A 13181-nucleotide genomic window follows, 5' to 3' on the forward strand; every position below is an offset into this window, starting at 1 on the left:
GTTCCAGCGCTAGAACAGTGAGAGCTGCTTCGTGTCCTCGTCGCCGAACTTCTGCGGCACCGGCCGCTGGCGCACCTTCACCGGCCACCAGAACCACCGCCCGAGCAGCGCGGCGATCGACGGCGTCATGAACGACCGCACGATCAGCGTGTCGAACAGCAGGCCGAGCGCGATCGTCGTGCCGATCTGCCCCAGCACCAGCAGGTCGCTGAAGATGAACGACGCCATCGTGAACGCGAACACCAGGCCTGCCGCCGTCACCACCGAGCCACTGCCCGCCATCGACCGGATGATGCCCGTGTTGATGCCGGCGTGGATCTCCTCCTTGAACCGCGACACCAGCAGCAGGTTGTAGTCGGACCCCACCGCCAGGAGCAGGATCACCGCCAACGGCAGGATCACCCAGTACATCTGGATGCCGAGGATGTGCTGCCACACCAGCACCGACACCCCGAACGACGCACCCAGTGACAGCGCCACCGTGCCCACGATCACCAGCGCGGCGACGATGCTGCGGGTGATGAACATCATGATCAGCAGGATCAGGGTCAGCGACGCGATACCGGCGATGATCAGGTCGTAGTGCGCCATCTCCTGGATGTCCTGGTAGGTGGACGCCGTCCCGCCGATGTAGATGCTCGACCCCGCCAACGGCGTGCCCTTGACCGCCGCCTTTGCGGCGTCGCGCATAGCGTTGATGTGCGAGATGCCCTCCGGTGTCGCCGGATCGCCCTCGTGCGTCACGATCATTCGCGCCGCCTTGCCGTCCGGTGAGAGAAACAGCTTCAGCCCGCGGATGAACTCCGAGTTGCTGAACACCTCCGGCGGCAGATAGAACGAGTCGTCGGTCTTCGACGCGTCGTACGCCTTGCCCAGCGCCGTCGAATTCTCCAGCGCCTTCTGCGTCTGATCGTAGATCCCTGACGTCGTCGCGTAATTCGTCATCGTCAGGTCGCGGTTGGTCTCCTGCACCGCGATCTGCGGCGGTATCAACGCCAGCAATTTCGGTTGCAGCTCATCGAGTTTGGCAATGCTCCCCGACACACTGGCCAGCTGATCGGTCAGCTCACCGATGCCGTCCAGCGCGTCGAACAACGACCGGAACGCCCAGCAGATCGGGATGTCGTAGCAGTGCGGTTCCCAGTAGAAGTAGTTGCGGATGGGCCGAAAGAAGTCGTCGAAGTTGGCGATCTTGTCCCGCAGCTCCGCGGCGATCGCCACCGTGTTCTGGAACGCCTCACTCTGCTCGTGGGTGATCTCGCCGGACTGCTGCTGCAGCGCATACTGCTGCCGCAGGGTGTCGATCGACGTGTTGATCTCGCTGACCTGCTTGAGCAAGTCCTGCGCCCTGGCCTGTTGATACGGCAGGTTGTTGATCTGCGCGGCGCTGTTGGCGCTGATCTGGAACGGGATCGACGTGTGGTCCAGCGGCGTGCCCAGCGGCCGCGTGATCGACTGCACCTGCGCGATGCCCTCGGTGTGGAACACGGCCTTGGCCACCCGCTCCAGCAGGATCATGTCCGTCGGGTTGCGCAGGTCGTGATCGGTCTCGATCATCAGCAGTTCGGGGTTGAGCCGCGCCTTCGAGAAGTGCCGCTCGGCGGCCGCATATCCGACGTTCGACGGGGCGTCATCGGGCATGTACGGGCTGACGTCGTAGCTCACCTTGTATCCGCCCAGCGCCCCGAGTCCGACGAGCGCCAGCGCCATCGTCGCGATCAGGATCGGCCCCGGCCACCGTACGATCGCGGTGCCGATCCGCCGCCAACCACGCTTAGCCGTCTTGCGTTTGGGGTCGAGCAGGCCGAAGCGGCTGCCGATCACCAGCACGGCGGGCGCCAGCGTCAGCGAGGCCGCCAGCGCGACGAGCACACCGATGGCCGCCGGGATGCCGAGGCTCTGGAAGTAGGGCAGACGGGTGAAGTGCAGGCACGCAACGGCACCCGCGATGGTCAGCCCCGAGCCCAGGACGACGTGCGCGGTCCCGCGGTACGCGTCGAGGTAGGCGGCCCCGCGGTCCATGCCCTCGTTGCGCCGCTCCTGATAGCGGCCGAGCCAGAAGATCATGTAATCCGTACCGGCGGCGATCACCAGCAACGTCAGGATGTTCGTCGAATACGTCGACAGGCCGATGAATCCGGAATCAGCCAGGAATGAGACGATTCCGCGGGCCGCCGACATCATGATGAGCACCGTGACGAGGGCGAGGATCATCGTCACCGGTGAGCGGTAGACGATCAGCAGCATCACCGCGATCACGCCGACGGTCAGCAGCGTGACGAGCACCGTGCTCTCGTTACCGACCTCGAACTGGTCGGCGATCTGGGCGGCCGAGCCGGCGACATAGGCGTTGATGCCCGGCGGTGCAGGCGTATCGGCGATGATCTGCCGCAGCGCGTCGACCGATTCCAGTGATAGCGCCTCGCCCTGATTGCCGGCGAGGAACACCTGGACGTAGGCGGCCTTGCCGTCCGGGCTCTGCGAACCCGCGGCCGTCAGCGGGTCGCCCCAGAAGTCCTGGACGTGCTGGACGTGCGTGGTGTCGTCCTCGAACCGCTTGACGAGTTCGTCGTAGTAGGTGTGCGCTTCGGCGCCGAGCGGTTGTTCGCCTTCGAGCACCACCATGGCCGCGCTGTCGGAGTCGAACTCGTCGAACTTCTCGCCGATCCGTTGAAAGGCTTGCAGCGACGGTGAATCGGGTGAGCTCAACGCCACGTTCTGTGCTTCGCCGACCACTTCGAGCTGCGGCACCAGCACGTTGGTCAGGGCGGCGATCGCGATCCACACCAGCACGATCGGCAGGGCCAGCCGGCGGATCCACGTGGCGACGCGGTCGGTCTTCGCCGGGCGCTCGGCGAGGTGCTGGCTCATCCGGACTTGTCCAGGCAGAAGGTATAGGCGTTCAACTGGGTGACCGTTCTCTCGTCCTTGACGACGTCGTCGATCGTGATCCGGCAGCCGAGGGAATCGCCGTCACCCTGTGCGGAGACGTTGACGAAGACCGCGGGCTGGGTGGTGGTGGTGTCGTACGTCCACGGCAGGGTCGCGCCGTCGACGCGCTGCGGCTGGGCGTCGATGTCGGTGTAGGTGATGGTCGCGACGGTGCCCGGTGGGCCGAACACCTCCATGAGGACGCGCTTGGGGTTGAACGGGACGATCTCGTTCGCGGCGCCGCTGGGGGTGGACGTGACATCTTTGGATCCGAAGATGCCGTTCAGCCGGTACACCGCGAAGCCCGCGATGGCGATGACGACGATCGCCACCAGGATCATCCACTGCCGCAGAAGGCGGCCACCGAGTGAAACCCGCTGCATACGTGACCCTTTCGACGGGCGGCGGCACGTTGGCAGGGCTCGGCGACCGGCCACCGGCCGGCTCGAGTCATATCAACTTCGTTGACAGTACGGTACGGGACCGTACTGCTCAACCCTTTGCTCGCGTCAAGATCATCGATTGTTGTGACGGGTGAGGCTGGGGATGAGCACGTTGTCCACGAGGTCGGTGACGGTGCGACGGGACGGCGCTCGGCCGTTCAGGAGGGTGCGGAAGATGAGGTAGCCCGGCAGCACGTCCCAAAGGTCCTCGGTGACGGCGGTCGACGCGATCTCGCCGCGGTCGACGGCCCGCGCGAGAACATGGGATATCAGCGCTTTCCGCTGGTCGAGGAACCGCTCCTGCATCGTGGTGGCGAGTTCCGAGCTGCGTGAGATCTCGACGAGCACCGCGCGAATGGTGCCCGCATGGGTGTTGACGTGGGCGCGGATCTGCTCGCCGAGCTTGAGCAGGTCGCCGCGAAGCGTGCCGGTATCCGGGTCGACGGCGACGTGCCGGGTGCCCTCGACGAAGGCGGCCAGCACCAGTTCGGCCTTGGTCGGCCACCGCTTGTACAGCGTTGCCTTGCTCGCGCGCGCGGTGGTGGCGACGGCGTCGACGGACAGCCGGTCGTAGCCGTGCTCCTGAAGCAACTCCAGGGTCACCGCCAAGAGTTCGCACTCCCGCGGCGACCACGGGGTGTCCACGTCTTCGACGCTTCGGGTCACGCGACTCCAATCGGCATGTGCGGACGAGTATCCGGCATTGTGCTCCACAGCGGACAAGATCGCACCAGTGCCGTCGAAGGCGGTGCCGGCGGGCCGACGAGCGTGATCCCGGAAGTTATCCACAGTCGCAGGCCGTACCAACCCGTTCACGCCTCGAGTTGTCCGACCCTCGATCGACACTTGCCTCAACGACGTCGTCGGCGTGACCGCGTCATGAGGATCGGGGAAGCGATGGGCAACAGGGCGAACTTCGTCATCGTGGAAGACGGTGATTGGCAGCTCTACTACTCCCACTGGGGAGGCTGCCGCATGCTCGACGCGCTGATCGGCGGACCGCAACTCGCGCTGCGATATGCAGCTTCGCTGCGGCGATGCGAGAAGGACGAATGGTGCGACCCGATGTGGGCCGACGGCGGCGCGGTGGTGGATCTCGACCGTTGCAGGGTCCTGTTCTTCGGCGAACCATTGATGGTGGAGATGAGCGAGCGCCGTGCATTGATGAGCGTGCTCGCCACCGTGTGGCCCGGGTACGAGATCGGCTGGGCGTACGACGGCACCGAGGAGCTGGCGGACTACGTCGGGGTCCAGTTGCGAACCGTCGAATGGGACCGTCAGCCGACGTTGAAGCTCGCTCGCGGTCGAAAGCACCTGTGCCATTTGATTTCAGTGGTGGATGGTGACGGCAAGTTGCGTTTCTGGCCGCTGTGGTGGCACCTCAGCAAGGCGTGGCACGGGCCGGCGTTGCTGGACAAGCTGCCCGGCCCGGGTATCGGCCGAATAAGACTCGGCAAGATCCCTGAAGGCGGGGCTCACATCGACGTGCAACGAAAGACGCTGGGGGCCTGGCAGACCGCCGACACGATGGGTTTCTTTCGGGCACTGCCCGAGCTCTGGGCCGGGTGGCACACCGAGGTCTGGGAGGATCGCTACGAGAAGCAGGTCAGCCAATGCGGCGGCGCTTTGCGCCTACCCGAAGTGGACCCGATCGCGGGCATCGATACAGCGGAGACGTGGCTCCGAGAGAGGGTTTTCGAGAGCTTCGAGGACAGCCCGGCCGGGCATATCGCCCAGCTCGCGGGTTTACTGGCCCCTCTTGCGCCGGGATTCGTTGTCAGCTCCGACGCCCTCGACGACTGCGGCGTACGACCGACCGCGAGCGAATGGGCTCGCTTCCGCGAGGCGTGCAACCAGGTGCGATGCGCCGATGCTCAGCCCGCGTAGCGTGTCTCGCAAATGGTACCATTCGGCAGGTAGAAAGGTACCCATGGCACTGAACATCAAAGACGCCGCGGTGCACGACGCGGTCAAGAGGATAAGTGCGATGACCGGGGAGTCTCAGGCACAGGCCGTTGCGACGGCTGTGCGCGAGCGGCTGGCCAGGCTGGAGGAAGACCAACTCGCCGCCCGTCTTTTGGCGATCGGCCGCAAGAGCGCGAGCCGCATGAGTGTCGATGCGAAGACACTCGACCACGGCGCCTTGCTCTACGACGAGCGGGGACTGCCCTCATGATCGTGGATACGTCTGCCATCGTCGCCATCCTCACCGATGAAGAAGACGCAGCGACCTACGCTCATGCCATCGCCGCAGCACGTGTGAGACGACTGTCGGCTGCGAGCTACCTCGAGTGCGGGATCGTGATCGATCAGCACCGAGATCCGGTGATCAGCAGAAGCTTGGACGAATTACTCGCGGAGGCGGAGTTCTTCATCGAGCCGGTGACCGAGCACCACGCCCGGCTGGCCCGACAGGCTTATTCGGACTTCGGCAGGGGAAGCGGCCATCCTGCCGGCTTGAACTTCGGCGACTGCCTTTCGTACGCGCTGGCACTCGAAACACGTGAGCCGCTGCTATGGAAGGGCAACGATTTCGGGCACACGGGCATAGCGTCCGCGCTCGAGCAGTAGACGGAGCCGAGCAGCCCTTTGTGGCGTCCCCGAGGCCAGTGAACACCCGCGGGCGTCAACATAAGTTGACGACTGCGGGCGTTGACCGTGGGCCAGTCGGCCGCACGACAAGTAGGGGGCGCGGGAAAAAACGCCGAAAAAGAGAGACCGAAAGCCGCAACCTCTGTGGTCTCTCGGGATGTCCGCACACGTGCGGGATCCGCGCCATCCTCAAGCTAGCCGCGCGCCGACGCCTTCCGCAAGGTCATCGCGCATTGCGCAGCGCCACCAGCGACACCAGGCCCAGCTCGCGATACAGCACCTCCGGTGGGAGCTGCCGGAAGCCCCGAACCCCAGGGATGCCCGTCGCGGCCTGCGCGATCTTGCGGGCGATCCGGTAGTCGACGTCCTTCAGCGAGCCCCGGTCGGTGACCGCGTCGAGCAGCGCCGACAACCCGGCCACCGCGAACGGGCTCGTCGTGTCCAGCATGACGTTGGTGGCCGCCACCAGGTGGCGGGCGCGCTCACGCACCGTCATCTGCGCCAGCGTCGGCGCGGCCCCGTCGATCCGCGCCGCGATGCGGGCGACGAAGCGCCGCAACCGATGCGGGCCCAGCGTGACCGTGCCGGCCGACGTCACCGACATGCCGAGGCAGTCGATCCGGTCCCGGCCGCCATACGCCGGGTCAACCGTGCACGGGCGGCCGTTCCCGCTGAGCGCCGTGCGGATCTCCTTGCTCAGCTTCCGCTTCACCCCCAGCTCCGCGACCAGCGCGTCGATGCGGACGTCCGCCTCCTGGATCACCGCCAGGTCGGGGTGGGCGATCATGAAGTCGTCGTTGTAGCGGGCGTAGAACACGCCGTCGAGGTCGCTGAGCGCCCGGTCCATCGGCACGACGGCGAGGTTACCCAGCAGGGGAACCAGGGGAGTGCCCATCGCGACGCCGTTGAGGCGGGTGAACTCGGAGCCGTCCTCGTCGCGCACCACCGGACGCACCAGCGTGGTGATCAGATCCCAGGCAGCACTGCCGATCTCACCGCGAGAACTACCCAGTGACGCCACCTCTCGCAACGTGTGCCACAGCGCGGCGTCCGGGCCGACCGGCAGGTTGTCGCCATACTTCTCGAAGTCGGACTGCAGCACGTACAGCGGCCCGCCCCTCGGCCCGACCCGCTCGCGGTGAGCACGGATGAACGCGGCGAACGCCCGCATCGCCCCGACGTTCGTCAAGCCCGGCAGGTAAGACCAGACACCCGGCAGCCCGTAGCAGCGGGCGTTGTTCGACAACACCTTGAACAGCGCCGAACCGACGACGTGGTCGACGAAGCCCGCCAGGTGGGCGGTGCGGCGCTTGCCGCCGGTTGCGAGGAACCACAGGTCGACGGGCTGGGGCCGGTAGGTGCCGTCGGCGATGCTGGTGGCGATGGCGCGGGACAGCTTCTTGCGGTCCGTCGCTGCGTCGAAATAGCTGACGCCAGAGGACACCTCGTTGAAGCCGAGGCCCTGCTCGTTGCGCTTGGCGTAGATGCGGAGGATCGTGGACTCGTACGTCGCAGGGTCGACCAGGCAGCGGTCGATGTCGACGGGTTCAAGCGCCATGGCCGGCGCCGTCCCACTGGCCGAGTCGCCACGCCCGCAGTGTCCGCAGCCAGCGCTGGAACGGCGCCGGCTCGGGGTCCGGCGGCAGCAGGAAGATCATCCGCACCTTGTTCTCGTGGAAGATCGGCGACAGCCAGCGGCCCGCCACCGACACCACCAACGCGTCGTCGTCGAGGCTCTTCATGGCCGACGGCAGGATCGCCGGGACCAGGTCCTCGTCGAGCGTCCGCATGATCCGGGCGCCCGCGCGGGTGTCCAGGTCGGCGACCGTCCCGTCGGGAAAGATGTCGAGGAACTCCGGCCCGAGGTGGTCCGGGCTCTGCGGTGCGCGCGGCACTCCCGCAATGGGTTTGATCCACTGGGCGGTGACGATGCGGTCGAGTGCGTCACGCCCGTCAGCTGCCGGGTCCTGCCAGTACCGGCCCCTGTTCGCGGCGCCACCGGTGACGGTCTGCACCTCGAGATGGGGTTGCCGGTCCGGGTCGATCGCCGACTCACGCTGGTAGAAGACCAGAGACGTCGGCGAGTAAAACGCAAGACACCCACTGCCCGTCAACGTGTTTCGCATCGTATCGGCCGCGGCTGACCGCTGCCGCTGCGGAATCCACTCCGGAACGGTAATGGTTCCGGCACGCACCGGCCCCGACTCGGCGGCCAGTGCGCGGATCCAGTCGCCGAGCGGCAGCTGGGTGGCCGGCGGTGGCCTGCGGTCCTCGAGGTGCTGGACATTGAGGTGCACGATCAGCAGGACGATCATCGCCGCGGTCAACTCGAGGAGGTCGGAGGCGGGATTCACGTCGATCCACACGAGCACGAACAGCAATCCGGAGAACACGATGGTCAGGTTGAGTGCGTGGAACCGGCCCTCGGCGAACAGCCGGATCTGATAGGTGCCGATGAAGCTGCGCACGATGAACAGCGGCAGCAGCGCCAGCAGGAACCCGAACGGGATGCCGGGCAGCACGAACAGCCCCAACATCAAGGCCAGCCCCCAGAAGTACAGCGTGACCACTGGCGTGACGAGCAGGAGCCGGTGGAAGAAGAACAACCGGTACTCCCGCAGCGCCGGAATGCGCCGCAGCCGAACGAAATCGAAGTAGAACACGGCCGTGGCCTCGTAAGCGCCGCGCAACAGCGGGAGCACCAGGTAGAAGAACTGAAAGGCGTCGATGTCGCGCCATGCCTCGAATCCGGCCGTCAGATCGAACGAGCGCGTACTGGTGCCGTAGATCCCGGCGATCGCGAGCACGGCGATGGCGTCCAGCCGCAGGCCGAGCCCCGCCAGCGTGGTGTCCAGGCCCTGCCGGAACGGGATCGAGGGCAGGCGCGCACGCAGCGGCCGTGCCGCCCGGTGACTCGGCGTGACGCCGTTGAGCCGGTACAGCCGCAACGTGTAGTGGACGGTGATCCAGATGGAGAGCGCATTGGAGGCGATGATCGCGACCACCACCGCGGCTGTCGGATAGAACAACGCCCCGGCGCCGATCACGACGACCTGCACGACGGTCGGGGCGAACAGCGACCACAGCGGCCGCCAGATCCGCCGGGTGGCGAACATGCCGGAGTGCAGTACCCGCACCGGCATTCGCAGCGCGAGCTCGATGACGACCAGGAACGCGTAGAGCATTCCCATCGGGTCGCCGTCGGAGGGCAGCAGCGACAGCACCACCACCGCGCCGGCGACGGCCACGGTGGTCGCCGCGATCACCGACAGCACCAGCCAGCTGCCGATCTCGCGTTCGACGGCGTCGCGGTCGCGGGTCAGGGAGAACGCGCGCAGACGTTCGCGCATCACCTCCAGCAGCCCCCACCAGGCGCCGCTGACGATGAGGCTGCCGACGCGCAGGATCATCACCGTGAACGCCGCCAGCCCACCGAGTGCGGTGAGGATGATCAGGAACTCGGCGACGTGGACGACGAACGCGATGCCGTCCACCACCAGCGCGTAGCGCAGGCGATAGCGGAAGTACTCGAACATCCTGCCGGTCAGCAGGCAGGCGTACAGCGAGACCGTGCGTTGCCTGCGGCGGCCGGTGCGGTCGAACCACCGGTCGATGTCGTTCACCCGTTGTTCCTCCACGACGGCGACACGTCCGCACACCTTTCGTCGACGATCGCGCAACGACGAGGCGTTGCCGTGGGAGGCTGGTGCCTCGGGTGACCTGCTTTTCCCTGCCTAGAAGGGTGCGCCATGCGGCGGAGTGACGCAGCCGTATTGTCGATTTCCGCGGCGCTGGCCGCGGTCGTCGTCGCCGCCGTCACCTACAGCGTGACCGTGCTCGACCGGACGCCGAACCCGTCGGCGCTGGTGACCGACGAGAGTGCCGCGAGTTGGCTGGTGCTCACCTGGGCGCCCAGCTTCTGCACCGTCGAACCGCAGAACGATGCGTGCGAATCCGGCGAGGTCGACACGGTGGGCCGGACGCTGGTGCTGCACGGCCTGTGGCCGCAGCCGCGCGACCGTCAGTACTGCGGATTGCCAGAGCAGTTGCGGGACAGGGAGTCCGAGCTGCCGCCCGTGCAGTTGTCGGAACAGACCCGGGACCGGCTGCGGTCGACGACGGTCGACACGGCGTCGCTGGTGCACCATGAGTGGTACACCCACGGGACGTGCGCGGGGGTCTCGCCGGACTCCTACTTCGGTGATGCGACGACGCTCACCGACGAGGCGCGCGAGGTCCTCGACCCGGTGCTGCGCGACGCGCCGGGCGGGCGGCTGACACTGGCCGCGGTCCGTGCGCGTGTCGATGACACCTTCGGCGCGGGGACCGGTGAGCGGGTCGGGCTGGACTGCCGGAACGCGGCCGGCGCGGGAGCCGTCGTCGTCGAGGTGCGGCTGTCCCTGCCGCCGGTGGTCGCGCTGCGGGACTCCGACGGAGCCGTGTCCTTGGCGGAGTCGCTGCGCGAGGGTCCGCCGATGCCCGCGCAGTGCAGGCACGGCAGCGTGTTGTGAGACTGCGTCCGTCAACACATGTTGACGCGCGCGGGACGTTTGTGTGCCGAGATCTGCTCAGCGACCGGCGGACTCGTCAATCGACTCGTGCTTGAGTGATGGCGCGGGCCGTCGGCGGGTGAGTGCGACACCGGCCAACGCCAGCGCCCCACCGACCAGTGCCAGCGCGGTGGGGATCTCCCGGAGGAACACCCACGAGACGGCGATGGCCACCGCCGGGACCGCCAGCGTCGTCGCGGCCATCGCCCCGGCGTTCGTGCGGCTCAGCGCGAAGGCCCACGTCGTGAATGCCACCGCGGTCGGCCCGATGCCGAGGTACACCGCACCCGCCACGGCGCCGGCGGAGGCCGCCCGCATCTCGTCGATCGCCTGCGGGGCGAAGGGAAGCGTCGCCACCATGCCCACGACACAGCCGAGCCAGGTCGCGGTCATCGCGTCGACCGTGCGCAGCGTGACCTTCTGCAGCAGCACACCCGCCGCGTACAGCACCGCGGCGAGTAGGCCGAGAACCACGCCCAGCCAGTCGTTCTCGGCGCCACCCGAACCCGACACCGCGATCAGCGCGACACCGAGGAACGCGATGACGATGCCCGCGATCAGTTGCCGCGGGAACCCCTCGCCGAGGAACAGTCCCGCGAGGACCGCGACGATGACGGGGGCGAAGTTGACCAGCAGGGCGGCGGTTCCGGCGTCGAGATGCTGTTCTGCCCAGTTCAATACCACTATGTACCCGGCGAACCACAGCAGCCCGTAGCCGGCGATCAGCGCCAGGGCGCGGCCGCGGGGAATCGACACCCGGCGGTACGCGAGCGCGATGCCGACCAGCAGGACGGCGCCGACGACGAGGCGCACGAACGCGAGCGGCCCCGGCGACAACTCCGTGCCGACCGCCCGGATGACGACGAAGGCAGATCCCCACAGCAGGACGGTGACGACGGCGGCAGCGATCGCGAGCCGGTCGGCGGTGTCGGAGCGCACGGCCAACTCCACCACGGGCGGTGACGACGCGACAAACGGTTTTATGCGCACTGGTATGCGCCAAGCGCGCCGTGCCACCATCGAGGGATGGCCGACGACGACATGCAGTCCGAGCGCGAGTTCAACCGACAGAACATCGAGGAGTTCCGCAACAACGGTGGCAAGGTGGGCGGCCAGTTCGAGGGCTTTCCGCTGATCATCATGACCTCGACCGGCGCCAAGTCCGGCACCGAGCGGGAAAGCCTGATCGCCTACTTCGACGTCGACGACAAGCTCTACGTCGTCGGCTCCGCCGCCGGCCGCGACGCCAGCCCGGGTTGGGTGTTCAACCTGCGCGCGAACCCCGCCGTCACCGTCGAGATCGGCGACAAGCCGCGCAGGCCTTACACCGCCCACGAGCTGGCGCGGGACGAGCGCGACCGGGTGTGGGAGATCGTCAAGGAGCGCGCGCCGGGCTTCGCCGAGTACGAGAAGCGCACTGACCGCGTCATCCCGATCTTCGAGCTCGCGCCCGTCGCTTAGCGGGCGGCCAGCCATTGACTTTGCTTCCAGGGCGCCCGCTACTCGTACTTCGGCGCCCTCAGTGCAAAGTCAACGCACGGGGGCGCTAACTGATGCCGATGAACGGACTGATCGCGTCGCGTGCGAACTGGAAGACGTTGGTCTGCGGGCTGCCGTCCGGGTAGCTCACCGTGGCGAGCACGTTGCCCCCGGCGTCGATGAAGTTCGTGTCCGCACGATCCTGATGCGTCGACGACGTCACCAGGATGATTCCCGTCGCTCCGGCGTTCTTGGCAAGCGGCACGGAGAACCGGGCGTTCTGGACCGTGCTGTTCGCCCGGTCCTCGACGATGATCCGGTTCGGCGGCAGTCCGAGCATCGTCAGCATCTGCCGCATCTGCGCGGCTTCGGTCACGCCGTTGCGCGGATTGCCACCGGTGACGATCACCGGCGACTGCGGAAAGAACTGCGCCACCGTCAAACCCGTCAACACCCGGCGCCGCAGGATCGTGCGCATCGACCCGTCCGGGTTCAGCCCGTATCCGAGGATGACGATCGCCGGCTTCCTGAAGTCCTTCGTCGCCGCCGCGGGCTGCGCCTGCGCGACGGGCGCCGAGACGCCACCCATCACCGCGGCAGCCGCCAGTGCGACCGCACCCAAGGCGGCCTTCCACCCGTTCCGCACCCCGACCTCCCCGACACGCCGACCCGATGATCTTGACAGTTACTGATGTTGTGATCGTGCCTCGAGGGGCTGTTGTTACACAGGAATGAGACCGGCGCCACATTCGTTGGCACCGGCATGGCGAAGATGACGAGCGACGAGCGCGAGACCTACCTGTCCGAACTGCACGTGGGAGTGATCGGCGTCGAGCGGCCCGACCGCGCTCCACTGGTCGTGCCCATCTGGTACTGGTACGAGCCGGGCGGCGAAGTCGTGCTCTGGACCGAGGCGGAGTCCGTCAAGCTCAAGCTCATTCGCGACGCGGGCCGCTTCGCGATCACCGCCCAGGACGAGCAGCCGCCCTACCGCTACGTCACCGCAGAGGGCGACGTCACCGCCATCGAGTCCGCCACCGACGAGGCCGTGCGCAAGATCGCCATCCGCTACCTCGGCGAAGAAGAAGGCAACTAGTTCACCGACCAGAACCTCACCGACACATCGGTCCTCATCCGGATGCGGCCCACGCGCTGGCTCAGCACCGACTACACCAAGGAGGGGTGA

12 protein-coding genes and 1 pseudogene are annotated in these 13181 nt (G+C 67.1%); 6 read left to right on the forward strand and 7 right to left on the reverse strand.

Annotated elements, in window-relative coordinates:
- Positions 1–9 precede the first annotated feature (9 nt).
- The 3 genes from H7I41_RS13045 to H7I41_RS13055 all read right to left on the reverse strand — a co-directional run bounded on the left by H7I41_RS13045 (position 10) and on the right by H7I41_RS13055 (position 4019).
- Positions 10–2871 (reverse strand): MMPL/RND family transporter, encoded by a 2862-nt coding sequence (locus H7I41_RS13045; protein WP_264013011.1) that lies wholly within the window; start codon positions 2869–2871, stop codon positions 10–12.
- The gene (locus tag H7I41_RS13050; RefSeq protein ID WP_264013012.1) at positions 2868–3314 is read right to left on the reverse strand and encodes an MmpS family transport accessory protein; all 447 of its coding nucleotides are present in this window, start codon (positions 3312–3314) and stop codon (positions 2868–2870) included. Before H7I41_RS13050 ends, H7I41_RS13045 begins: the two co-directional genes overlap by 4 nt.
- A gap of 132 nt (positions 3315–3446) precedes the next feature.
- Complete coding sequence (locus H7I41_RS13055; protein ID WP_372503737.1) at positions 3447–4019, reverse strand: TetR/AcrR family transcriptional regulator; 573 nt, start codon at positions 4017–4019, stop codon at positions 3447–3449.
- A 234-nt stretch (positions 4020–4253) separates the two neighbouring features.
- On the opposite strand from H7I41_RS13055, the gene H7I41_RS13060 reads away from it, so the two are divergent.
- Genes H7I41_RS13060 through H7I41_RS13070 form a run of 3 tightly spaced genes read left to right on the forward strand, consistent with a single transcriptional unit; the run spans position 4254 to position 5945 of the window.
- The gene (locus tag H7I41_RS13060) at positions 4254–5261 is read left to right on the forward strand and encodes a hypothetical protein (RefSeq protein ID WP_264013014.1); all 1008 of its coding nucleotides are present in this window, start codon (positions 4254–4256) and stop codon (positions 5259–5261) included.
- A 43-nt stretch (positions 5262–5304) separates the two neighbouring features.
- Entirely contained in the window at positions 5305–5550 is a 246-nt protein-coding gene (locus H7I41_RS13065; protein ID WP_264013015.1) for a type II toxin-antitoxin system VapB family antitoxin, read from the forward strand.
- Positions 5547–5945, forward strand: a complete 399-nt coding sequence (locus tag H7I41_RS13070) for a type II toxin-antitoxin system VapC family toxin (RefSeq protein ID WP_264013016.1) — start codon at positions 5547–5549, stop codon at positions 5943–5945. The genes H7I41_RS13065 and H7I41_RS13070 overlap by 4 nt, the downstream gene beginning before the upstream one ends.
- A gap of 244 nt (positions 5946–6189) precedes the next feature.
- Here the strand turns inward: H7I41_RS13070 and H7I41_RS13075 are convergent, their stop codons facing one another.
- Together H7I41_RS13075 and H7I41_RS13080 are read right to left on the reverse strand one after the other, a co-directional pair.
- Positions 6190–7524, reverse strand: coding sequence for an RNA-dependent RNA polymerase family protein (locus H7I41_RS13075; RefSeq protein ID WP_264013017.1), 1335 nt, complete (start codon positions 7522–7524; stop codon positions 6190–6192).
- Positions 7514–9589: a hypothetical protein gene (locus H7I41_RS13080; RefSeq protein WP_264013018.1), complete on the reverse strand. Its 2076-nt coding sequence runs from the start codon at positions 9587–9589 to the stop codon at positions 7514–7516. Before H7I41_RS13080 ends, H7I41_RS13075 begins: the two co-directional genes overlap by 11 nt.
- 126 nt (positions 9590–9715) lie before the next feature.
- On the opposite strand from H7I41_RS13080, the gene H7I41_RS13085 reads away from it, so the two are divergent.
- Positions 9716–10477, forward strand: coding sequence for a ribonuclease T2 family protein (locus H7I41_RS13085; RefSeq protein ID WP_264013019.1), 762 nt, complete (start codon positions 9716–9718; stop codon positions 10475–10477).
- Between the two features lie 57 nt (positions 10478–10534).
- On the opposite strand, the gene H7I41_RS13090 is transcribed toward H7I41_RS13085, so the two are convergent.
- Positions 10535–11455, reverse strand: coding sequence for a DMT family transporter (locus H7I41_RS13090; protein ID WP_264013020.1), 921 nt, complete (start codon positions 11453–11455; stop codon positions 10535–10537).
- 87 nt (positions 11456–11542) lie between these two features.
- Here H7I41_RS13090 and H7I41_RS13095 point away from each other — a divergent pair, with 87 nt between their 5' ends.
- The gene (locus H7I41_RS13095; RefSeq protein ID WP_264013021.1) at positions 11543–11977 is read left to right on the forward strand and encodes a nitroreductase family deazaflavin-dependent oxidoreductase; all 435 of its coding nucleotides are present in this window, start codon (positions 11543–11545) and stop codon (positions 11975–11977) included.
- 85 nt (positions 11978–12062) lie between these two features.
- On the opposite strand, the gene H7I41_RS13100 is transcribed toward H7I41_RS13095, so the two are convergent.
- Positions 12063–12584, reverse strand: coding sequence for a YdcF family protein (locus H7I41_RS13100; RefSeq protein ID WP_264013042.1), 522 nt, complete (start codon positions 12582–12584; stop codon positions 12063–12065).
- A 174-nt stretch (positions 12585–12758) separates the two neighbouring features.
- Between H7I41_RS13100 and H7I41_RS13105 the strand changes: the two are divergent.
- Positions 12759–13181, forward strand: a pseudogene (locus tag H7I41_RS13105) (pyridoxamine 5'-phosphate oxidase family protein).

Origin of the sequence: [Mycobacterium] manitobense, assembly GCF_025821665.1 — a bacterium.
Taxonomy (GTDB): domain Bacteria; phylum Actinomycetota; class Actinomycetes; order Mycobacteriales; family Mycobacteriaceae; genus Mycobacterium; species Mycobacterium arseniciresistens.

Coding starts and splice junctions, on each gene's coding strand:
- H7I41_RS13045 (WP_264013011.1), bottom strand. CDS start 2,871: ATGAGCCAGCACCTCGCCGAGCGCCCGGCGAAGACCGACCGCGTCGCC.
- H7I41_RS13050 (WP_264013012.1), bottom strand. CDS start 3,314: ATGCAGCGGGTTTCACTCGGTGGCCGCCTTCTGCGGCAGTGGATGATC.
- H7I41_RS13060 (WP_264013014.1), top strand. CDS start 4,254: ATGAGGATCGGGGAAGCGATGGGCAACAGGGCGAACTTCGTCATCGTG.
- H7I41_RS13065 (WP_264013015.1), top strand. CDS start 5,305: ATGGCACTGAACATCAAAGACGCCGCGGTGCACGACGCGGTCAAGAGG.
- H7I41_RS13070 (WP_264013016.1), top strand. CDS start 5,547: ATGATCGTGGATACGTCTGCCATCGTCGCCATCCTCACCGATGAAGAA.
- H7I41_RS13075 (WP_264013017.1), bottom strand. CDS start 7,524: ATGGCGCTTGAACCCGTCGACATCGACCGCTGCCTGGTCGACCCTGCG.
- H7I41_RS13085 (WP_264013019.1), top strand. CDS start 9,716: ATGCGGCGGAGTGACGCAGCCGTATTGTCGATTTCCGCGGCGCTGGCC.
- H7I41_RS13095 (WP_264013021.1), top strand. CDS start 11,543: ATGGCCGACGACGACATGCAGTCCGAGCGCGAGTTCAACCGACAGAAC.
- H7I41_RS13100 (WP_264013042.1), bottom strand. CDS start 12,584: ATGGGTGGCGTCTCGGCGCCCGTCGCGCAGGCGCAGCCCGCGGCGGCG.